The following is a 22,041-nucleotide window of genomic DNA, read 5'->3' as shown; positions in this document are numbered from 1 at the left end:
CATGCGTTTATCTTTTCAGACAGCTACAATCTTGCCAAGCTTTTCCAAGGATTTAACTAAAATTTCACCCCATGTGAGCGAACAGCAATGGAGCCATTGGCAACAAGCGGAGCGACTCTATTACTGCGTATTTAATCAAAAAATAGTTGCTTATTGCCTACTAAGCACTGCGGGCAGCGGACTTCAAGTGAATCGTTTTATCGTGCGAGATATCACCCGACGACGCGGCATCGGCTTATTTATGTTTCAGCAATTACTCCAACTGGCTCAGCATAAACAATTAAATAAGCTGATATTTCCAAACAGTAATGATTCACCAGCTCTCGCTTTCTATCAGCATCTCGGACTTAATAACCAGTTAGAGTTTCAATTATAAAAAAACCAGAGCACTACTCTGGTTTTTGCTATTCACTCAAACAATCATCGCCTATAAGATAACGGCTTTAAGGTCTTCATTTTTACGGTCAAGGTAATGCGTTGATTGGATCTTGCGAATGGTCCGTGTTTTACCACGAACCAATAGCGTTTCGGTGACCGCAATATTCCCTTGACGGTTGATCCCTTCCAGTAAATCACCTTTAGTAATGCCCGTTGCTGAAAAGATAACATTATCGTTTTTCACCAAATCGTTCAGCTGCAATACACGATTCACTTGAATACCTTGCTCTTCACAACGACGAATTTCTTCAGCCGCAATGACTCTATTTTCAGCATTGTCTTCTTTTACTTGATTACGAGGAATTAAACGGCCCTGCATATCACCGCCCAAGGCCCGGATCACAGCGGCAGAAATCACGCCTTCAGGAGCACCACCAACACAATACATCATGTCAACTTCACTCAGCGGCATACAGGCCAATACCGAAGCCGCCACATCCCCATCGGGAATAGCAAACACTCTCACACCAAGCTTTTGCATCTCTGCAATCACTTGATCATGACGGGGCTTCGCCAAAGTAATCACCGTCATATCACTAATATTTTTGCCCAACACCGAGGCAACCATTTTAATATTGTGTTCAATAGATTGTTCAAGATCGATGGTGCCCTTGGCATTTGGTCCTACCACCAGCTTTTCCATGTACATGTCAGGCGCACGTAAAAATGCTCCCTTTTCACCCACAGCTAATACGGCCACTGCATTATTTTGACCCATCGCGGTCATGCGAGTCCCTTCAATCGGGTCAACCGCAATATCGACCGCTTCACCGCCAGTTCCCACCTTCTCACCAATGTATAACATTGGCGCTTCATCGATTTCGCCTTCACCAATAACGACTTCGCCTTCAATGTCCATATCATTAAGCATGATACGCATCGCCTCTACCGCTGCATTATCGGCAAGGTTTTTATCGCCTCGCCCCAACCATTTATAACCAGCCAATGCTGCAGACTCAGTAACACGGGAAAAACGAAATGCCAGATCTCTTCTCATCAGAAATGCCTAATCAACTAAAAACGGGCGAATACTAGCATAAGATTAGTATTTAATCAGCTGACTTCACGAAGCCAACGCCAGCTTAATCAGGTCACTCGCCTCACTTGACAGCTTTAACGCTAAGGCCGCCTCGTGCCCTTGCTCCGACATTTTCCCCCAAGTTTTTTTAACGATACTGAGTACCTTATCTTGTTCATGTTTAGCCGCAAAATCGATAAAGTAATACTCTAGAAAGACCAAACAAATCACATCTTCCAAAGCTTGCGTTAGTGGGTTGCGTTTTAGCTTTTCTTTACGTAATAGGCCACAGACCTGCTCGATGCTGGCTTCGTCAAACTGATGTCGGCGCATAATATCACTACATAACTGTGCATGTTTTTTAGACAAATCGGTTCGCCATTTTAAATAACCTGTTCTACCCTCAGGATAATCACCTCGTGGCGACAACCAACGACCGATATGCTGGGCTCGAGCAGCGATCTGTAATTCAGGAGAAGGGGATGGCATAAACTCAAACAAAACTTTTGACATTCTTTGCCCATATAAAAGTTCTTTAGGATGTTCATAACCTAGTTCATCTAACTGCAGGTTTGGATCATTGAGGTTAAATAGATCAATATCGTCTAAGACCTTATTTAGAATATTTTGCTGCATACTTTGCCCCATTCTCATGACTTTGTTTTAGTCTTTAACATACTCTCAACATATCCTACCGAAAGGCAGAACTCAAGGCAGAACCTTAGACTAAAAATGTGTTGCATTACTGGTGTTATTCACTATATTTTAAAAAAAAGAGCGGCATATATGACCAATATATTATATTTAAAAGGAGTTAAAAACTATGCTTATTGGCGTACCTAAAGAAATAAAAAATCACGAATATCGTGTTGGAATGACCCCAGCCAGCGTAAACGAACTGATTCAACATGGCCACCAAGTGCTTGTTGAAACTAACGCAGGAGCTGGTATTGGTTTTGCCGATAAAGATTATCAAGCGGTGGGTGCAAACATCGCGAATGATGCTGCCGAAGTTTTTGCCGCTGCTGACATGATTGTCAAAGTTAAAGAACCACAAGCAAGCGAGCGGGCAATGCTACGCGAAGATCAATTACTCTTCACCTACCTACATTTAGCACCCGACCCAGAACAAACCAAAGACCTCGTGAAATCTGGTGCCGTATGTATTGCCTATGAAACCGTCACCAGTGCGAAAGGCGGTCTACCACTACTTGCCCCAATGTCTGAAGTCGCGGGACGGATGGCCATTCAAGCCGGTGCTCTTGCGCTAGAAAAGTCAAAAGGTGGTCGCGGTCTACTATTGGGTGGCGTCCCAGGGGTAGAACCCGCTAAAGTCGCGATTATTGGTGGTGGCATGGTGGGACGCAATGCGGCACAAATGGCCGTTGGAATGGGGGCTGATGTTGCAATTTTAGACCGCAACATCGATGTACTACGAGCGATTGACGCCGAATATCACGGTAAAGTGAAAACCGTTTATTCAACCACTAGCAGTATTGAACAACATGTACTAGAAGCAGATTTAGTGATTGGCGGTGTTCTTCTACCAGGTGCTGCAGCGCCCAAATTAATCACCAAAGACTTGGTTAAACGCATGAAAGCGGGCAGTGCGATTGTTGATGTTGCAATTGACCAAGGCGGCTGCGCTGAAACCTCTAAAGCAACGACTCACCAAGATCCGATTTACATTGTTGATGAAGTTGTACACTACTGTGTTGCCAATATGCCTGGTGGCGTAGCCAGAACCTCAACCATGGCACTCAATAATGCCACCCTGCCCTACATCATTACTTTAGCCAACAAAGGTTACAAGCAAGCCTTATTAGATGACGAGCATCTACGAAACGGCTTAAATGTGATGCATGGAAAACTAACCTGCGCAGAGGTTGGAGAAGCGCTTCAACTAGAAAGCATCGACCCCTTAAGTTTATTAGCTTAAGTGTTAAGTGAATACTCTTAGCAAATACCAAGAGCGCGATTAAGCGCTCTTTTTCTTTCTCGTTTAGCGTTTCTTGCCATAGCCGCGATCTTTCAGGCTACGTCCCCACTTATCTAGCCAAGCATCCAGTCCGCTACGGGCGTTTCCGGCAATTAAACAAGCCGCCGAACTCGGACTAGAAAACTGATGATCACGCATAAACTCATAACCCTCGCCCTGACGGCATAATACGTGTTCTTCCAGGAGCTGCTCACGCAAGGCCAATACTGCAGGGCGCAGCGACTCAGCCCCCCCGCCGTTAGCGGTAGAACCTTTGATCACTATAAAACCAGGTTTATTCTTAGCACCAACCGGATAACCATAGGCAACCGCCTGCTTTACACTAAAGGAATAATCGGCACTCAGTTCTTTGGTATTGCTCTGTGCCACTAACTCGCGCAAAGAAAGAAGTTGCTGATAGAGCTCTATCGGTATGATCGCCGCAGTTTTCCGGCCATCCCCATCAATCACAAAGTTTACTTTTGATAATTCGAAAGGACTGTCCATGTCAGGGCCATATTGAGAAGTTTGTGCAAATTTAACACAGCGGTGGGGCAGATTTGAATATAAAAAACCTCGCTAAGCGAGGTTTTTTATAAAGTTGTTATTCCATCGCAGCTTTCAGCTTTTTCATGGCATTTTTTTCTAGCTGGCGGATCCGTTCTGCCGATACTTGATAGTGGTCGGCCAACTCTTGCAAAGTAGCTTTATTATCATCCAACCAACGACGTTGTACGATAAAAGCATTCCGTTCATCTAAAGTGGCCAACGCGGCACGCAAGCGATTTGCGGCGGCAATTTCCCAATTTTCTTTTTCGACAAACTGCGCAACATCAGAAGATTTATCTTCTAAATACTGGATCGGCGCAAAACTGCCTTCACGCTCGTCATCATCAGAAGCCAGATCAAAAGCCTGATCTTGAGCACTCATCCGAGATTCCATTTCCAACACATCTTTGGTCGTCACACCGAGATTTTCGGCCACCATATTCACTTCGTCGCGACTAAACCAACCCAAGCGTTTTTTTGACTTGCGTAGATTGAAAAACAATTTACGCTGCGCTTTAGTGGTCGCAATTTTTACCATTCGCCAATTACGTAATACGTATTCGTGGATTTCCGCTTTAATCCAGTGCACTGCAAAAGATACCAAACGAACACCAACACTCGGGTCAAATCGTTTTACGGCTTTCATTAAGCCTACGTTGCCCTCTTGAATCAAATCTGCTTGAGGGAGGCCATAACCCCCATAGTTTTTCGCGACATGAGCAACAAATCGCAGATGCGACATGACTAATTCACGAGCGGCGCTTAAATCACCATCTTCAAACAAACGAGTCGCGAGTTCTTTCTCTCGCTCAGCACTCAGCATCTCAATCCGATTTACTGATTGGATATAGGCCTCGATACTCCCTTGCGGGACTAACGCCATAGATGCAATCTTTTGATCCATATCAACCTCAATAATTTACTCGGTCAATGAGTCTATCATAGCCATTCAGCAAGATCTAACCCCTAAAACTTCCACTGGAACCTGCCTATTCAAGTATCTCAGCATGATAAATAAGATGCCACACATTGAATATAGTTCACAATTTATAATTTATTTAAAGTACGTTAAGCCACTGTTTAAATGGATTCATCTAATCAAGCACATCTTATGCTGGTTAAGCTATAACAATAAAACCGCTAACATGATGAATAGCAAAAGATTTAATAATTAAAGATAAATATGGCTGTTTTACCACAAGGGGACAAGGCACAACCCTCGCCACCTTCAATTTGATTGCTTGCTTCTTGGAAAGCAAAATGGGCTTGAGTACCACAGCGGCCATAAATGATTCATTGGATAGAGATTCTGCTTACGTCAAAAATAAACATCACCACTCACTAAAAGCTGGGTAGGAAATCAGGACTGTCCGCAAAAATCACAAGCACTAACTCGGTTCTATTTCTCGAATATGTCGACTCACAGACAACCAAGAAGCGGCTAAAGCAAGCAGCATAGAAAAACCAATTAAACTGCTAAATTCTCGAAAGGACAAACCCGCTAAATAAATCTCTTGCTGGTAGAGCAGACCGATCTGTTGTAGTGCATACTCGGTCCAAATCAGTAAAATATTGCATAATACCCAAGTTAATAAGCCACCAATTAAGCCGAACCAAAAGCCAGTATAAAGAAATGGACGACGAATAAAGGCATCAGTGGCCCCCACTAGCTTCATCACTTCAATTTCGCTACGACGGTTTAGAATATTCAAACGTAGGGTATTAATCACAATCAGGGCGACGGCACTCACTAACAGCAGAATTAGCAACCATGCCGACTGCTGTAACATACTAATAATCGTATCCAGACGCTGCAACCACTGCACATCTAAGCTGGCTTGTTGAACCAAGCTATGTTGTTGCAGACTGTCAAGCAGAGCTTGAGCTGCACTTGCATGACTAAAATCTAGGCTAGGTTGCACCAGCAATACATCAGGTAGGGGGTTTTCGGGAAGTAAAGCCAATACATCGTCAAATCCGCTGGTCTGCTGAAATTCAGCTAGGCCTTGTTGCTTACTGACTAAATCGACCCGCGCGACCTGTGGCATATCAGCAATATTTTGCTGCAGCTCATCACGCTGTTGTTCAGTGATATTCTGTTGTAAAAACAAACTAATTTGCGTATCACTTTGCCAATAACCTGTGAGTTGCTGGATGTTCTTTGTTGCCAGGTAAAAACTTGCTGGCAAGGCCAAACATACACCGATCACCGCAAGGGTTAGCATGGAACTGGCGGGGGTTCGCCATAGTTCACCTAAGCTTGCAACGCACTGCTGTAAATGACGAACCACAAACATAAGTATACGCTGCGGCAATGCCACTTTTACTGTTGGTTTCGCGCCTCTCATAAGGTTTGCTCCGCACCAGCACTCGACGAGGTCAGTAATTGACCATGTTGCAACACCAGCCGTTGGTAATGCAATTTTGCAATCAAGCTTAAATCGTGGCTGGCAATTAACACCGCCACGCCGACTCGATTAAACTCTTCAAATAAGCGGAAGATTTCTAAGGATAAAGCGGGATCTAGATTACCTGTCGGTTCATCGGCAATTAAAATCATCGGCTTATTGACCACTGCACGGGCAATCCCGACCCGCTGTTGTTCTCCACCCGATAGTGCGACCGGTACGCAATGAGCTTTATCCAGTAACCCCACCTTATCTAAGGCCGCGGCAACACGACGCTTAATATCATTCATACTATAACCTTCAATCACCAAAGGCAGCGCGACATTATCAAATACGCTTCGATCCATCAGTAATTTATGATCCTGAAAGATAACTCCCATTTGGCGACGTAGATAAGGGATCTTGCGATGAGCTAAACGGCTAATATCATCACCGTTGACCCATACTTTACCATCACTGGGTCGCTCCATTGCCGTAATGAGCTTGAGCAAAGTACTTTTACCCGCGCCCGAGTGACCCGTTAAAAAGGCCATTTGTCCTTGCTCTAAATGAAACGACACTTTTTGCAAGGCTCGTTGACTGCCGGGATATACCTTACTCACTTGCTCAAAACGGATCATAAATAGTCAAACCTTTCCTTAATCATCTGTCGCTAAGGCTACTCGCTTTCTTCGCGACTAAACAAGGCATCCACAAAGGGTTGCGCAGAGAACTCTCGAAGATCATCAATCCCTTCACCAACCCCAATGTAACGGATCGGCAAGGCAAATTTGTCTGCTAAGGCAAAGATAACGCCACCCTTGGCTGTGCCATCTAACTTAGTCAAAGTCAATCCCGTCAAACCAACCGCCTGATTAAACAAATTGGTCTGGCTAATGGCATTTTGACCAGTACTTGCGTCAATAGTTAACATAACTTCGTGAGGGGCTGCATCGTCGAGTTTACGCATGACACGGACGATCTTTTTCAGCTCTTCCATTAAATGTGCTTTATTTTGCAAGCGACCCGCCGTATCAGCAATCAATACGTCAACTTTTCGTGACTTCGCAGCTTGAAAGGCATCAAAAATAACCGAGGCGCTATCTGCACCAGTATGCTGGGCAATCACCTGGATCTTATTTCGCTCACCCCAAACTTGTAGTTGCTCCACTGCGGCAGCGCGGAAAGTATCTCCAGCAGCCAACATCACCGACTTACCCTGACTCTGATATTGTTTGGCTAATTTACCAATGGTGGTGGTTTTCCCCACACCGTTGACTCCAACCATTAAAATAACAAACGGGCCTTCGCTTTGATTGAAATCCAGTGGCGCCTCAACTTGATTAAGCATCTCAGCCATGTCTAACTTCAACTGCTCATAAAGGGCTTCGCCATCTTGCAGCGCACTACGCTTAGCATGTGCGGTCAATTGATTGATGATCTTCAAGGTAGTATCAACCCCGATATCTGCAACCAACAGCTGTTCTTCTAACTCCTCGAATAGCTCATCATCAATTTTTCTCCCCTTAAATAAAGAGAAGAAACCCCAGCCTAAGTTCTGTCGAGTCCGCTTTAAGCCCGCTTTTAAGCGCGCAAACAAGCCTATTTTTTTTCCCGGTTGAGTTGCTTCATCTTGTGCTTCCCGTTCGGCTTGCGCTTCCCGTTCGGCTTGGGCTTCTCGTTCAGCTTGGGCTTCTCGTTCGGCTTGGGCTTCTCGTTCGGCTTGGGCTTCGCGTTCGGCTTGGGCTTCGCGTTCGGCTTGAGCTTCGCGTTCGGCTTGGGCTTCTCGTTCGGCTTGGGCTTCCCGTTCGGCTTGGGCTTCGCGTTCGGCTTGGGCTTCGCGTTCGGCTTGGGCTTCCCGTTCGGCTTGTGCTTCGCGTTCGGCTTGGGCTTCGCGTTCGGCTTGGACTTCGCGTTCGGCTTGGGCTTCGCGTTCGGCTTGTGCTTCCCGTTCGGCTTGGGCTTCGCGTTCGGCTTGGGCTTCCCGTTCGGCTTGGGCTTCGCGTTCAGCTTGGGCTTCGCGTTCGGCAGTTTGTTCTGTTAGCTGTGATTCTGTCGACGAATCTGTTGAAATTTGTTGCTGATCATCTTTTTTTCGGCCAAACCAAGAAAATAGGCCCTTCTTTTTTGCCATTACTGCAAAACCTTTTTACCAGTAAACGAAGTTGGCTGTTACAATGCCAACGTCCAGTCAATATTGTTCGGATTTTATCACAGTTTCTCAATGGTCTAAGTAAATGACACGGCTTTCCTCAAGAAAACATTCAAATCAAACGAAACCAGCTAGCAAGGGCTGCGGACAAGTACGCATCATTGCTGGCCAGTGGCGCGGTAGAAAACTAAAAGTTCTCAATAGCCAAGGCTTACGCCCTACCACTGATAGGGTCAAAGAAACCGTATTTAATTGGTTAAGCCCCTATTTGCCCAATAGCCATTGTTTAGACCTTTTTTCTGGCAGCGGTAGTCTCGGTTTTGAGGCTCTATCACGCTTCGCTGCTTTTACAAGCTTTGTAGAAAAAGACCCTCAAGCGGCTCATCAACTGAAAGTCAACTTGCAGCTATTAGATGTTTCTAGCCAGCAAGCAAAATTAATCAATCAAGATGCCTTGCAATGGTTAAAACAAACACCCGCAGAGGGCTACGATATTGTATTTATCGATCCCCCTTTTCGCTGTGACCTACTGGAAGTCAGCTGTCAACTACTCAATGAAAATGGCTGGTTAAACACCAATGCTTTAATGTATCTCGAGTATGAGAACGAAGCCGTAGAACCCAAGCTTCCCGCCAATTGGAACTGCATTAAAAGCAAACAAGCCGGTCAAGTTAATTTTCGTCTCTATCAACTCAGCTAAGAGCTTAAAACTATGTTTATTACCTTGGGTAAAACCTTAATGGCCTTGATGTGGTTAACCATTTTAATCGGCATCTTCATGTTCAGCGCGCCTTTTAATTGGCTATTACCAATCGTTGGTGCGCTACTATTGCTGCTGCACGCCCTGCAATTATTTGCCATACGCGATAGCTTGCAGCAAAGCGGCGCACTACAAAAAGGCGACAGTCTACAACTATTATTATTTGGGGTATTTGCGATGTGGCAAATTCATAAACGTACTTCGAGTAAAAGCGCTTGAACCATGGGAGACCCGCTTTACCCCTTTTCGGTTGGCTAAGCTTCCCCTGTCTCGCCATGAACGTCACTCTCATTGATGATGCCCAACATCAGCGCTCTGGCCCTTGGACACAAGTGATCCCCTATGGCTTTTATACAGAAAACCTAGAATGGGGAGTCGGTGTCGGAGTCGGCTCCGCTGGCCAAATCCAAGCAAATGCAAGCCTCATTGCAACGGCAATGGTGACCAGCAACGATAGTTGGATGGGATATCTATATAGCGGCGATTACCAATTACCCTTCGCTGACCGAGTGTTTTTTGATACCAGCATTTATCAAACAAACTACACCCGAGACCCACAATATATCGATGGAAACAGCGAGTTTAATGGCGAAACTGCTGGCAGTAACGACTCTAACAAGAACAATCGCATCTATACACATACCCAAGGTCAAGAATACCGCGCTCGCTTTCGCTATTTGCTGCCAATCGGTGATGGCAAAAACTCTCCCATACACACCTTTAAGATCCGCCAAGGTCAAGTTTTATCAGGCTATGAAGCTGGTGCGAAACGGTGGGATCCACTCACCAGCGGCCGAACGATCATCCAACTAGAGCCCTATTACTGGCAGCAAGATGTTGGTGAATATAATCAATTGCAAGCATCCACCCGCTCTATGGGGTTAAAGTTCGAATTAGAATACGACAATCGCAACTATAACCAAAACCCCACCGCAGGTAGTCATCAACGGATTAGTATCACTCACGATTGGGGCAGCAGCGCTCAAACGTCATGGAGCATGTGGGAGTTTTCTGCCGCTAAATACATCAGCCTACCGAAGATGCCTTGGTTGCAAAACCATGTATTGGCCCTGAATGTTGCAACTGCGGATACCCCAAGCTGGAATAAAAGCTCCGATATCAAGGGCGAATCTCGCTTTCATCGACCGGCATGGTTTGCCGGCGCTACCCTTGGTGGGATGAACCGCTTAAAAGGTTATGAAACAGCACGTTATCATAGTCGCTCGATGCTTTACTACTCTGCAGAATATCGCTTTACCCCCCATTGGAATCCCCTGCCTAAAATCCCAGTGGTGAACTGGTTCAACGTTCCAGCTTGGTATTGGGTGGCGTTTGCGGAGCTGGGGCGAGTTGCCGATGAATATAGCTTAACCACCTTACACCAGGATATGAAATACAGTATTGGCGGTAGTCTTCGGATCATGCTAGAAGGAGTGGTATTGCGCGCCGATTTTGCCAGCAGTGGAGAGGATAAGGTGTTTCGTTTAGGGATCAACCATCCCTATTAGTTATAGGCCTTACTCCTAGACGAATATAGGCGATATAAAGCGATGGGCGGATTAACTCGCCGAAGGAGTAATACGCCCAAGATTTATGATTATTGGGAGCCCAATTATAGCGATTGCCAATAATCAGCAATACCATCAAGAAACATCTGAACGGACAACATGACCAATAACATCCCCATCAAACGCTCCATCGCTGTTAGACCTTTTTCACCTAATAAACGTAATAAAAACCCGCTAAACATGAAGATAATCACGCTCATTCCCCACGCCATCAGCAAAGCCAGAGACCAATCAAGCATCCTACTGCCATCTTGATTGGCCAGAAGCATCAACGACGCCAAAATTGAGGGGCCAGCAATCATCGGGATCGCCATCGGCACTAAAAATGGCTCTTCTCCCGCGGCAAGTCCCGCCACTCCGCCAGGTTGAGGAAAAATCATCTTTAGAGCGATCAAAAATAGGATAATTCCACCAGCAATACTCACCGCCTCTTGACGAAGGTTGAGAAAACCGAGGATCTGTTCTCCAGCAAATAAGAAAGCAAACATCACCGTCAATGCAAACATCAATTCACGCATCAACACAATGCGCCGACGCTTGGGATCAAGATGCTTAATCATACTAAGAAATACCGGAAGATTACCCAGAGGATCCATAATCAAAAACAGCATCACCGCTGCTGATAACATATCCATTCATCACTCTCTTATTAACGACAATATTGTCTACGCATAGAAAAAGAGCCAAAGCATAACACCCTGACTCTAATTGTTCTTTGGTTTGTTAGTTGCCTAAAAAACTATAGAAATACCGGATGAACGAATTTTTATACTTATCCGAATAACTAAAGAGCCCAAACGTTGCGTATATTACGGCGGAGCGAACAAGCTAGAAATCAAAGCGAGCAGTGATTCAATCAGCAACAACAATCAGCCAAGTTAAACTCGCAGAACTCAGCTAAAAAGCCATGTTGGTGAAATAACACGTTTTAATATAAGCCTTGATATTTCAAGCAGACTCAATGATGTGAACAGATCTTCGATTGGCTAGTGGTAAAACCTTGCTTAGATTCTACAAATTTACCCCTTTCTGCCAGCAACACGATTAATTGCTGAGCATTCATCCCTTGTTTGCTACAAGTGTGATAAACGCTGTTTTCACCAAATGTTTGATGCAATAGAACCTCTAGAGACTCCGAACTAAAGCTACCGCCCGTTTCTAACATTAATTGCATCACTTGATGCCCATGAATTGACTGACTCATTTTGACCCCCACAAAAAACGACGCTCACTGTAGCAGTGTCGCGTCGTCATATGTTTGAGGAAAAACAACTTATAGAAGTTTCTCTATATTCCTTGAAGATAACTGTTGCTGATACGACTGAATATTACTTTGCAATAGAGATTCATTTTGCGCTTGCTGAGATGTCGACTGCGCATAATTGGTATCGAGGATGCGAGAGCGTGCCGCGGTTTGCGCTTCAAGTGCCGCTTGCGTCGAACGATAAGAAGATTCAGCAGCATTACTTTGTGCTCCCAATTGGGCTTGACTAGCATCGGTGGTCTGTTGCGCAGCTTGCAAAGTAGCCTGAGCACTGGCTGGATCAGATAAATCAACACTATCAACGCCTAGCTCATTGGCATTAGGGATCGCCGCGGTATTGGCATCCACCTGAGCCTGTAACGCCGCAATATCATCAGCATTATAAATGCCATTACCACTTTGCACCGTTAAAGCCTGATTTTGCTGTAACAAATCGGTTGTCGACTGCAACTGCGCAGACGCAATATTATTTAAGCTAACCTTGTTTTGATAAATATTCGCGTACGCTTCTTGCTCATTAATACCGCTGGTTAAACGATTTGAAATCTGCAGACCTGCAGGATCGTCGGCGGCCGAGTTAATCCGCTTACCAGAGGCCAGCTTTTCATCTTGCTCTTCTTGACGCTTCTTAACCTGATCGAGATAAAAGCTCGATGGATTTGAACTGGATACTTGATTAATAGACATAGCATAACCTCAACAAACGACTTGTACGATAGCCATCCTAGCTGTATATATTTTAAGCTTATCACCGTTTAGTCAAAAATGCATTGCGAAATTATCTATATTTTATTGCTTGTCACACTGGCAAGACCAACAAAAATCGAAGCTACTGGGGTTACGCTCGCCACACTGATCACAAGCCCAATCATATCCATTCTGTTGTTCATAATCGAAAACCGCCTGTTTTGCCCTATCCCAATTAGTTAGCGCCACTCGAATAGTCACCTGAAATACATCAACTGGCAGCTCTCCAGCTGCCGCCATCGCGAATTCCCCATCTAAGCGTGTATCAATTCCTTGCTTGATCAACATGCCTTGCAACAGCTTCGCTTCTAATAGATTTGCTGCAGAATAAAACACATGCCATTGCTCCATGCTATCTCCATTGCTCGCTTCAGTGGCTTAAAAATGGAGTTAACCATTTCATTGGATTGCATTTTTAAGTCTAGACCTAATTAAACCAGAACGACGAATAAGCACCTAAGCAAGCAAAAATCCAGTGAGCCGCTCGCAAGCATGGACTTGAAGCACCAAGTTAAATCAATGGCGCACCAAAAAAGGTCAACACGATCAATATTTAATATAAATTATGCACCAAACAGGCGCTCAATCTTACGAAACATTTGTTATCAAGCAGTTAAATCGCTTTAATTGCATCAACTTAGTGCTAAATATTCGAAAAACCACACACTCAGGCCTAATTATTGCTTCTTTTTGGCGCAATTGAATATATTAAAAAGATTAGGAGTATTTTAAGTGGATAATATTAGTGCAGCCATCGACACTCTGTCGCAGAGCGCAAACACTTTATTCATTTTGTTAGGCGCCATCATGGTGCTCGCCATGCATGCAGGATTTGCCTTTTTAGAAGTCGGTACCGTTCGTCATAAAAATCAGGTCAATGCCTTAGTGAAAATCATCACCGATTTTGCATTTTCTGGCGTAGCCTACTTTATTGTGGGTTACTACATTGCCTATGGTAACCACTTCTTTAATAGCGCAGAAATGCTCGTGCAAGGAAACGGTTATGAATTAGTCAAATTCTTCTTCTTACTCACCTTTGCCGCAGCCATTCCGGCAATTGTCTCCGGTGGGATCGCCGAACGTGGTAAATTTTATCCTTTCCTCATTTCTTCTTCGTTAATTGTTGGCTTTGTCTACCCCTTCTTCGAAGGCATTATTTGGAATGGTAACTTTGGTTTTCAAGGCTGGTTAGAAGCACAATTTGGCGCCGCCTTCCATGATTTTGCTGGCTCGGTCGTGGTACATGCGATGGGCGGCTGGATAGCTCTGGTCGCAATTAAGATCCTCGGCGCACGTAAGGGCCGAAAACCAGGTGTCGCCTTTGCGCCTTCCAACATTCCTTTTTTAGCACTTGGCGCTTGGGTGCTCACCGTCGGTTGGTTTGGCTTTAACGTAATGTCTGCCCAAACCATGGATGGCATTAGCGGCTTAGTGGCGGTAAATACACTGATGGCGATGGTAGGCGGTACAATCGTCGCTTTATTACTTGGTAAAAATGACCCAGGCTTCGTGCACAACGGTCCTTTGGCTGGTTTGGTTGCCGTTTGTGCAGGCTCTGATTTAATGCATCCGGTTGGCGCATTAATGACAGGTGGTATTGCAGGGGCACTGTTTGTTTGGGTATTCACTTGGCTGCAACAACATTCTCGCTTAGATGACGTTCTCGGTGTATGGCCATTACATGGTTTATGTGGTGTTTGGGGAGGCGTTGCCGCAGGGATCTTTGGTAGTAAAGCACTGGGCGGATTAGGCGGTATCTCCTTGAGTAGTCAAATCATTGGTAGCCTAACGGGGATCGTTGTGGCTCTGGTGGGTGGGTTCATCGTTTATAGTTTAGTTGACAAAATTGCCGGATTACGACTGTCGGAGGAAGACGAGTACCACGGTGCCGACTTGGCCATACACAAAATTAGCGCGACCAATAAAGACCGCTAAACACAACTCAGATTAACCGCCTCACTCGATTGAGGCGGTTAATGAAGCTATAACTCAATCACATCCAACTTATAGTTGATCACGCTTAAGTATTGCTGTTCATTTTCTAAATCGGCTCTGGTCAGGGGGTTATTCTGTAACCACTGCTGTTCGATAAGCAAACTCATTTGTTGTTCAGCAGCCCTAAACTGAATATCTGGTAAGCTCTGAGCGCGCTTACCACGACTAAAGATAACGGATAAACGCAAGATCAAGCACGCTTTAAGCAAATCGCTATTGCGTAGCGGAAACTGTTTCACTGGGAAACTACGTCTATGGGCTAAGACTAAAGCCGCCAACTGCTGCTGCTCTATTCGGGAAAAACCAGCTAAATCAACATGCTCAACAATATATGCGCCATGTTTATGGTAGTCGCTATGAGCAACATCAAGTCCAACTAAAAATAGCATTGATGCCCACTTCAATAGCTTAGCTGTTTCAATTTCATCAAGCGCCCACATTTCTGCAACCTGATTCAGCAATAACTGACTGGTCTCATCAACACGGCTGCTGTAGGTCATATCTACATGATAACGTTCGGCCAAACGTTGCACACTCGTCGGACGAATATCAGTGTGCTCTAAACGCCCTTTGAGTTCATATAAGAGACCTTCACGTAAAGCCCACTCGGCGGCGTGCATTCTAGAGATATGAAGCGCTTGAAATAGCGCTTGCAATACAATCACCCCGCCTAAAAATACCGGCTGACGCTCTTCCGATAAACCTTTAAACGCCAAGTCTGATTGACCCGCGTCCAAGTAACACTCAAGGATGGCCTCTAAGCCGCTGAGGGTAATATCTCCATCACAGAATTTATTCTCTGCACAAACCTTGGCCACAGCCTTAATCGAACCAGAAGCACCTAAACACTCATTCCAGGTATGATCTAAATAGTCATCGGCCACTGCAAGTAACTCCTGAGAGCAATAAACACTGGCTTTAAGCAAGCGATTTTTGGTCACTCTGCCACTTTTAAAAAAGCGTTTGGTAATTGACACACAACCCATATCTAAGCTGTCTTTGAGCTTCAATTCCATGCCCTCACCGACGGTCACTTCGGTACTTCCTCCACCAATATCAATAACCATTCGAGGGCCATTCGTCGGGGCTTTATAATGCGCGACTCCCAAATAAATGAGGCGAGCCTCTTCTTCTCCCGAAATCACTTCGACCGGATGACCTAGACGCTGTTCGGCAGCTTGTAGAAAAACATCGGCGTCGATGATACTACGCAAAGTTTTGGTGCCAACAACCCGTACACTACCCGGTTTAAACTCTCGTAAACGCTCACCAAAACGTTCTAAACAGGCCAATGCGCGATTCCAAGCGGCTGCATCAAGGCTACCATCATCTTGCAAACCCCAGCCTAAACGAACCATTTCTTTAACCTTATCGCGAACCTTTAATTCACCATCTTGCCAATCAGCAATGATTAAGTGAAAACTATTACTGCCTAAATCAAGTGCCGCGAGTTGTTCAGTTTTGGGACTAAGTAAACGTGATAAGTTAAACATGAATTACCCTAGACAGAATTTCACCGTCAAGTCAAAGAGCCTTAATTTACTTTAATATAAGCACTTTTAACATAGCTTCAAGCGGATTAGTCACCGATATCAAAAAGGAGATACCTCTACTGCTGGCAATCGAGCTGAATTTGTAAATTTAATGCTACAGTCCTCGCTTAACAGTCACTCATGTTCCAAGCTATAGACATTGAGTGAAAGGTGGGGTTTGTTTTAGGATAACGAACATAAACATCAACATTTAATGAATTAATACAAAATAGCGATCTATATCAAACACATTATTAAGTTTTCAAATAACAAAAAGCTACACTGAATAGATGATTGTAGATGTTTTAACGTTTTTCATATTAACCACCCTCGTCACCGTGGTATCGGCCACTGTACTGACACTTATCCGCTATTTTCACGGAAAACAAGCGGCTCTCGACTGTTGGATCATAGCCTCCTATGCTCAAGTCTTAAGTTTGGCGATACATATTGCTGTCAGCGCCCCCTCTGCGCTCAGCTTATTGTTTCAAAACGCCTTATTTGCTGGAGCCTTCCTATTTGTAACCGCAGGTCATCACTTTTATTTACGCCTTCCGTTAAAAGTAGGCCGACTCGCTACAACATTGGTGCTTTACTGCTCAATTATTTGGTACTTTTCTTCAATTGAACCATCACTACAAAACCGTGCCATTGTTTTTTCAAGCAGCGCCGCCTTGTGTTGTTTCTATAATGCTTACTTATACCTCAACCACTGGCGGCAAAAACCCAGCAATGCTCTTTGGATAGTGATCGTGTTATATCTATTTTTTGGGAGCTGCTTTGCCATACGGGGGTGGATTACATTACAGGCTGAAGCCTACAATCAGCACCTACTGCTAGGGGTTCCTGGATTACTATCACTGGCGCTATTTGTTGGAAATGCCCTACAAACCTATGTATTTTACTTTTTATTGCACTGGCGCCAAGTTGTCCAACTAGAGCAATTCGCCAACTATGATATTACTGGCGCAATGCGCCGTAGTTACTTCATTCAACAACTCACAAAACTCACCCAACGCGCCGAATTTTCCGGTGATCAAGTCTGCGTCATTTTTATCGATTTAGACCGGTTTAAATCCATAAATGATGACTATGGACATGACTACGGCGACCAAGCTTTGATGCACTTTACCCAAATAGCAAGTCGTAACCTAAGGGCTGGAGATTTGTTTGGTCGCTTCGGTGGCGAAGAATTTATCATCGCACTCAATCACACCACTAGCGAACAAGCTTATGCTCTCGCCAATCGGATCCGCTGCCAGCTTCATCAACAAGCCCTAGCAAGCAATAAAGGGAAAATATTCATGAGTGCTAGCTTCGGGATTGCCACAAGCAAATCCAGCAGCGAGCTTAGCGATTTAATCAACCACGCAGACCAAGCGATGTATCACGCAAAAAATCAAGGGGGAAATCGGGTCAATCTATATGACAATCTAGAAAGCGTTTAGTGAGTATCGCATAATCATCTGATTTTTAATTAAATTCTACTTTACCTCCTTACTCTCTGCTCTTAATCTTTAGCCTTAATTGGATAGTCACACTATCCCAATCAATCATGTTTTAGGAGTCTCCATGACCATCGGTATCGGCGGCAGTCATGCCAGCGAACAACTCGCCTTACTTCATTCCATGTGTGGTGATATGCCGAGTATTCCAAAAAGTGAATACCTGCAACGTCAAGCAAAAGCCTGTGAATTAATGAAACAACAAGCGATCAGTGCCTTATATCTCAATGCGGGTACCAACCTATATTATTTTACGGGTTTAAAATGGAGTGCCAGCGAGCGTATGGTTGGCGCACTACTATGCGCAAACGGAGAATTACACTATATCGCACCTCATTTTGAACAAAACTCTTTGAAAGATTTTTGGCTCATCGAAGCGCCCTTGCATAGCTGGCATGAACACCAAAGTCCCTATCAATTGTTTGCTCAACTTGTCCAACAACAGCAATTAAACGGTGCGATTGGCATTGACCCAAGTGCCGCATTTTTTCTGGTGGATGGCTTAACCAAAGCCAATAACAACATTCACTTTGTGAATGGCGACACGATTACCCAAGCTTGCCGATCTCAGAAATCTGCAAATGAGATAGCCCTAATGCAACGCGCCAAAGACATGACCATGGCAGTGCAAAAAGCGGCGGCCAAAATCCTGCGTCCAGGGATCTGTAGCAGTGAGGTGGTGGATTTCATCAATCAAGCACATCAAAGGGTCGGAGCCAGCGGCTCTTCCTTCTGCATTGTGCTATTTGGTATCGCCAGCTCCTATCCCCATGGAGTGAAACAGCCGCAAATTTTACAAGATAATGATTGGGTACTCATCGATACTGGCTGCTTATTAGAAGGCTACAACTCTGACATCACCCGCAGCTATGCATTTGGTGAAGCGAGCCAACAACAACAGCAAGCTTGGTTAAGCGAGCAAAAAGCCCAATTAGCCGCCTTCAACGCGGCTAAAATCGGTGCGCCCTGCGCCGCAGTTGATGCGGCCGCACGACGCTCACTCGAAGCCGATGGCTATGGGCCAAACTATGCGCTTCCCGGCCTGCCACATCGCACAGGTCATGGCTGCGGTTTAGACATTCACGAAAGCCCCTATTTAGTGGCTGGCGATAATACTCCCCTCGCCGAGGGCATGGTGTTTAGTAATGAACCGATGCTGGTCATTCCTGAGCAGTTTGGGGTGAGGCTGGAAGATCACTTTTACATGAGCGCCAATGGGCCTGTTTGGTTTACCCAACCTAGCCCAAGCCTAAACGACCCATTTGGCTACCAAATTAAATAAACTGAACGCCAAATCGTCCACTGCAGAGCTCGATGGTCCCAAATTGGCTATTGAGTATACCATTAAATGCGCTTGTCTAAACCAAGCTAAAACGCGGTATTGAGCCCGTTCATGTAGACAAGTGCAGCTCCCCCTTGGCGTAAAGCGCATCTTGGGTAGAGCTACGGCTGCAACGAAATTCCGTTTCTAAAGTATTAAATAATTGAACCAAACTAGGATCAAAAGCTTTACCACTCAGCTGATTAATGATCGCCTGTGACTTTTCAAAACTATAAGCAGGTTTATAAGGGCGCGCCGACATCAACGCATCAAAACAATCCACTAAACTCACAATACGTGCTTCGATAGGGATATCTTCCCCTACAATTTGCAGTGGATAACCGGTACCGTCCCAGCGTTCATGATGGCAATGCACTATATTTTCCGCCACTGGGCTTAATCTAAAATCACGTAATAATTGGTAGCCGTTCACCACATGCTGTTGCATGATCTCCCACTCAAGCGGATCCAATTTACCTGGCTTACCTAAAATGGCATCGGGGATCGATATCTTGCCAATATCATGCAAAGAAGCGAACAGATGAATATCTTCTACTAAAGGTTTCGCCAAGCCCAGCCTTTCGGCCATCAATCGCGAATAATCAGCGACCCGTTGCACATGGCTGCCAGTCACCGGATCGTCACTTTCATGGAGGCGTTCAAGCATTTCAGTAACCCCTTGCAATACCTTATGCGTCTTCGCCCGTTGGATCCGTTCATCAATTTGCTTTTGAAATCGCCAATAAACATAAACCCCACAACTCACCAGCGCTAACGACAACCACAGTGTCAGCCACCATTGATAACTGCGAATCAGCACCTTCATCGGGCTCAATCGTTGAGTAAATTGAGGCAGATAACTCGGTTTATAAGCCATGATCAAATTCGTACCACTCATCAGCGGCTCAGAACCAAGCCCTAAAGGAGCCACTGCGGCTAGCGAATCACTAAAATAGCTCAAGCCTTGCTGCGATTGAACCAGATCAGAATCATTAAACAGCTGCTGACAAGATAGCTCGGCACAATACAATGCTTTAGCTAAAGGGTGGACAAGAAATTGATGGTTTTGAGCGACCACAAACAGAGACATCCCGCGAGGCAGTATACGGCTTAACTGCTGATATACAGTTTTCATGTCGTAATTAAACATCAGTGCTCCAAGCAGTGGGTAAGAGTCGGCACTTACCTGCTTGGCGATCCGCAATACTGGACGATAAGGGAGTTCAAGCACCCCGTAATCGACATTAAGATCCACAGCCGAAAGATAGGTTCGATTCACCGGTAATTGCAGCAACTCGCGCACATAATAACGCTTCGACTTATCCTGTAACTCCAACTCACTGAGGCGTACCGCCTGACCACCGCGATTGATAATTTTAAATACTTCTTTACCGTGAGGATCCAACAAACGGGCCTGAACGATACTGGCTTTAGAATTCATTAACTTCATCAGCAATTCTTGCAACAACGAATAATCTGCATCATTCAAGGCTCGCTGCACCACATCCAAACTCGCAAAATATTCAAGCTCTCGACGATTCTCGGCTTCATAATACTCAAGGGTAGCGGCCATCACACTGGCCTGTTTGCTGATATCGCTAGACAGCTGCATCACCGTTTGCTTATGTTGATTCAGCAAAAAAAGACTACTTAAGCTCATCACTGCGGCGACACATAAGGTACTAATAGCTAGGTAGAGTGTTAAACGCGACATAATTTGTCCTCCTTAGCTCAATAAAACTATGGGGCAGACTCAGCAATAACGCTAATTAACAATTAAATTTATATACAAAAGTATCACTTTTATTAAATACAAACGCTTCGTAATAGCGTTAAATAAAAAAACCTAATACAAGGAAGAAAACATGGATAAGCAAATTTTAGCCCAGTGGCATTGTTTCGAATTGGCCAGCCAAACTCAGCGACTGCCCGATCAACGAGAGCGTAACATCACCACCTTACATCACCCCGGCGCGGTGGTTATTCTGGCGCTAGATTCGCAAGGACAGATCATCATGGAACGCCAGTATCGTAGTGCAATTCAGCAGTGGTTAATTGAATTACCCGCTGGCACTCTGGAAAAACATGAACAAGGCCCACAAGGGATCCTCGCCTGCGCTCAGCGCGAATTACAGGAAGAAACCAATTTACAGGCCGCCGAATGGCAGGCTTTGGGTAAGCTCTACCCAGTACCCGGCTTCTGCGATGAAATCCAATACCTGTTTGTAGCCAAACAACTGAGTGCCCAGGCAGGCCAATGTGATGAAGATGAATTTATCGAAATTTTTAGCATGAGCTGCGCCGAATTTGAACAAGCCATCGTCGATGGCACCATTAACGATGCCAAAAGCATTGCCTGCTACACGCGAGCCAAGCTCAGCGGTTTATTAATCTAAGGAAGCGCAGCCTTTTTGTTCAGCTTGTGTTGACTGACCAGGGGGAATAACTTGTCGTAAGCCAAATTATAGAAGTAGGCAAAAAACAAATCGTAAACAACCATTGCAGCGTCCATCAGCAAAGCGCTGAGTAAACTCACACTCAGCCACCAGGCGATTATCGGAAGGCTGATCACCAACAAACCGAACTCAAAGCCTAAAGCATGAACGATACGCTGCCGCTGGGTTTTACCACTGTGGCCCTGCCTCGCTTGTAAGTAGCGGTCAAACCATTTTGAGTGCTGGCCATTGACGGCTTAGGGCGGTCGCTACCTTCACAAAAATCCCAATCAAAACAATTAAAGTAAAAAAGCAGCCCAGCTCACCTGCGCCCCTATCAATATCAAGGGTTTGACAGTTTCCAGTGAGGGACATTACCTATATTTCATCCT

Annotated in this window: 22 protein-coding genes and 1 pseudogene; 9 read left to right on the top strand and 14 right to left on the bottom strand. The window is 45.0% G+C overall.

The features are described 5' to 3' along the window. Position 1: 1 nt before the first annotated feature. Positions 2-376, top strand: a complete 375-nt coding sequence (locus tag ACRRS1_RS02125; RefSeq protein ID WP_432454794.1) for an acetyl-CoA sensor PanZ family protein — start codon at positions 2-4, stop codon at positions 374-376. A 51-nt stretch (positions 377-427) separates the two neighbouring features. On the opposite strand, the gene glpX is transcribed toward ACRRS1_RS02125, so the two are convergent. Both glpX and ACRRS1_RS02115 read right to left on the bottom strand, forming a co-directional pair. Next, a complete protein-coding gene (gene glpX / locus ACRRS1_RS02120) occupies positions 428-1,435 on the bottom strand; it encodes a class II fructose-bisphosphatase (protein WP_432460755.1) in 1,008 nt (335 codons plus the stop codon). 66 nt (positions 1,436-1,501) lie between these two features. Then, the gene (locus ACRRS1_RS02115) at positions 1,502-2,092 is read right to left on the bottom strand and encodes a DUF4202 domain-containing protein (RefSeq protein ID WP_432464287.1); all 591 of its coding nucleotides are present in this window, start codon (positions 2,090-2,092) and stop codon (positions 1,502-1,504) included. 187 nt (positions 2,093-2,279) lie between these two features. On the opposite strand from ACRRS1_RS02115, the gene ald reads away from it, so the two are divergent. Continuing rightward, complete coding sequence (ald, locus tag ACRRS1_RS02110) at positions 2,280-3,395, top strand: alanine dehydrogenase (protein ID WP_432454797.1); 1,116 nt, start codon at positions 2,280-2,282, stop codon at positions 3,393-3,395. A 63-nt stretch (positions 3,396-3,458) separates the two neighbouring features. Here ald and ACRRS1_RS02105 read toward each other — a convergent pair whose 3' ends face one another. The 5 genes from ACRRS1_RS02105 to ftsY form a co-directional block, all read right to left on the bottom strand. Next, positions 3,459-3,941 carry a DUF4357 domain-containing protein gene (locus ACRRS1_RS02105; protein WP_432460753.1) on the bottom strand — a complete coding sequence of 161 codons (483 nt, stop codon included), beginning with the start codon at positions 3,939-3,941 and terminating at the stop codon, positions 3,459-3,461. A 97-nt stretch (positions 3,942-4,038) separates the two neighbouring features. After that, entirely contained in the window at positions 4,039-4,887 is an 849-nt protein-coding gene (rpoH, locus tag ACRRS1_RS02100; protein WP_432454799.1) for an RNA polymerase sigma factor RpoH, read from the bottom strand. A 484-nt stretch (positions 4,888-5,371) separates the two neighbouring features. Continuing rightward, on the bottom strand, positions 5,372-6,331 hold the full coding sequence (ftsX, locus tag ACRRS1_RS02095) for a permease-like cell division protein FtsX (RefSeq protein WP_432454800.1): 960 nt from the start codon (positions 6,329-6,331) through the stop codon (positions 5,372-5,374). Further along, a complete protein-coding gene (gene ftsE / locus ACRRS1_RS02090) occupies positions 6,328-7,011 on the bottom strand; it encodes a cell division ATP-binding protein FtsE (protein WP_432454801.1) in 684 nt (227 codons plus the stop codon). Before ftsE ends, ftsX begins: the two co-directional genes overlap by 4 nt. Before the next feature lie 38 nt (positions 7,012-7,049). Further along, complete coding sequence (gene ftsY, locus ACRRS1_RS02085) at positions 7,050-8,504, bottom strand: signal recognition particle-docking protein FtsY (RefSeq protein ID WP_432460752.1); 1,455 nt, start codon at positions 8,502-8,504, stop codon at positions 7,050-7,052. A 103-nt stretch (positions 8,505-8,607) separates the two neighbouring features. Between ftsY and rsmD the strand changes: the two genes are divergently transcribed. The 3 genes from rsmD to ACRRS1_RS02070 are packed head-to-tail and all read left to right on the top strand — an operon-like array spanning position 8,608 to position 10,790. Next, positions 8,608-9,222 carry a 16S rRNA (guanine(966)-N(2))-methyltransferase RsmD gene (rsmD, locus tag ACRRS1_RS02080; RefSeq protein ID WP_432460751.1) on the top strand — a complete coding sequence of 205 codons (615 nt, stop codon included), beginning with the start codon at positions 8,608-8,610 and terminating at the stop codon, positions 9,220-9,222. Positions 9,223-9,234: 12 nt separating this feature from the next. Beyond that, a complete protein-coding gene (locus ACRRS1_RS02075) occupies positions 9,235-9,501 on the top strand; it encodes a DUF1145 domain-containing protein (protein WP_432454804.1) in 267 nt (88 codons plus the stop codon). 56 nt (positions 9,502-9,557) lie between these two features. Further along, entirely contained in the window at positions 9,558-10,790 is a 1,233-nt protein-coding gene (locus ACRRS1_RS02070) for a BamA/TamA family outer membrane protein (RefSeq protein WP_432468504.1), read from the top strand. 104 nt (positions 10,791-10,894) lie between these two features. Here ACRRS1_RS02070 and ACRRS1_RS02065 read toward each other — a convergent pair whose 3' ends face one another. The 4 genes from ACRRS1_RS02065 to ACRRS1_RS02050 form a co-directional block, all read right to left on the bottom strand. After that, the gene (locus tag ACRRS1_RS02065; protein WP_432460749.1) at positions 10,895-11,485 is read right to left on the bottom strand and encodes a YhgN family NAAT transporter; all 591 of its coding nucleotides are present in this window, start codon (positions 11,483-11,485) and stop codon (positions 10,895-10,897) included. Between the two features lie 323 nt (positions 11,486-11,808). Beyond that, the gene (locus ACRRS1_RS02060; protein WP_432454807.1) at positions 11,809-12,054 is read right to left on the bottom strand and encodes a YecH family metal-binding protein; all 246 of its coding nucleotides are present in this window, start codon (positions 12,052-12,054) and stop codon (positions 11,809-11,811) included. A 69-nt stretch (positions 12,055-12,123) separates the two neighbouring features. Next, the gene (locus ACRRS1_RS02055) at positions 12,124-12,801 is read right to left on the bottom strand and encodes a flagellin (protein WP_432454808.1); all 678 of its coding nucleotides are present in this window, start codon (positions 12,799-12,801) and stop codon (positions 12,124-12,126) included. A gap of 102 nt (positions 12,802-12,903) precedes the next feature. Continuing rightward, a complete protein-coding gene (locus tag ACRRS1_RS02050; RefSeq protein WP_432454809.1) occupies positions 12,904-13,212 on the bottom strand; it encodes a putative signal transducing protein in 309 nt (102 codons plus the stop codon). 381 nt (positions 13,213-13,593) lie between these two features. Here ACRRS1_RS02050 and ACRRS1_RS02045 point away from each other — a divergent pair, with 381 nt between their 5' ends. Continuing rightward, complete coding sequence (locus ACRRS1_RS02045) at positions 13,594-14,796, top strand: ammonium transporter (RefSeq protein ID WP_432454810.1); 1,203 nt, start codon at positions 13,594-13,596, stop codon at positions 14,794-14,796. A 47-nt stretch (positions 14,797-14,843) separates the two neighbouring features. On the opposite strand, the gene ACRRS1_RS02040 is transcribed toward ACRRS1_RS02045, so the two are convergent. Next, the gene (locus ACRRS1_RS02040; protein ID WP_432468505.1) at positions 14,844-16,349 is read right to left on the bottom strand and encodes a Ppx/GppA phosphatase family protein; all 1,506 of its coding nucleotides are present in this window, start codon (positions 16,347-16,349) and stop codon (positions 14,844-14,846) included. Positions 16,350-16,678: 329 nt separating this feature from the next. Here ACRRS1_RS02040 and ACRRS1_RS02035 point away from each other — a divergent pair, with 329 nt between their 5' ends. Further along, positions 16,679-17,836, top strand: a complete 1,158-nt coding sequence (locus tag ACRRS1_RS02035; protein WP_432468506.1) for a GGDEF domain-containing protein — start codon at positions 16,679-16,681, stop codon at positions 17,834-17,836. A gap of 124 nt (positions 17,837-17,960) precedes the next feature. Next, positions 17,961-19,175 carry a M24 family metallopeptidase gene (locus ACRRS1_RS02030; protein ID WP_432468507.1) on the top strand — a complete coding sequence of 405 codons (1,215 nt, stop codon included), beginning with the start codon at positions 17,961-17,963 and terminating at the stop codon, positions 19,173-19,175. Positions 19,176-19,284: 109 nt separating this feature from the next. On the opposite strand, the gene ACRRS1_RS02025 is transcribed toward ACRRS1_RS02030, so the two are convergent. Then, positions 19,285-20,928: an HD domain-containing phosphohydrolase gene (locus tag ACRRS1_RS02025; protein WP_432468508.1), complete on the bottom strand. Its 1,644-nt coding sequence runs from the start codon at positions 20,926-20,928 to the stop codon at positions 19,285-19,287. 151 nt (positions 20,929-21,079) lie between these two features. Between ACRRS1_RS02025 and ACRRS1_RS02020 the strand changes: the two genes are divergently transcribed. Then, the gene (locus ACRRS1_RS02020) at positions 21,080-21,610 is read left to right on the top strand and encodes an NUDIX hydrolase (RefSeq protein ID WP_432454815.1); all 531 of its coding nucleotides are present in this window, start codon (positions 21,080-21,082) and stop codon (positions 21,608-21,610) included. Here ACRRS1_RS02020 and ACRRS1_RS02015 read toward each other — a convergent pair. After that, positions 21,607-21,828: pseudogene (locus ACRRS1_RS02015) on the bottom strand (chlorhexidine efflux transporter); the annotation flags it as partial. The gene ACRRS1_RS02020 and the pseudogene ACRRS1_RS02015 overlap by 4 nt on opposite strands. Between the last annotated feature and the right edge of the window lie 213 nt (positions 21,829-22,041).

Origin of the sequence: Agarivorans sp. Z349TD_8 (assembly GCF_050870825.2) — a bacterium.
In the GTDB taxonomy this organism is placed as follows: Bacteria; Pseudomonadota; Gammaproteobacteria; order Enterobacterales; family Celerinatantimonadaceae; genus Agarivorans.
Note: the sequence above shows the minus strand (reverse complement) of the source record. Positions and strands in the feature narration are given on the sequence as shown.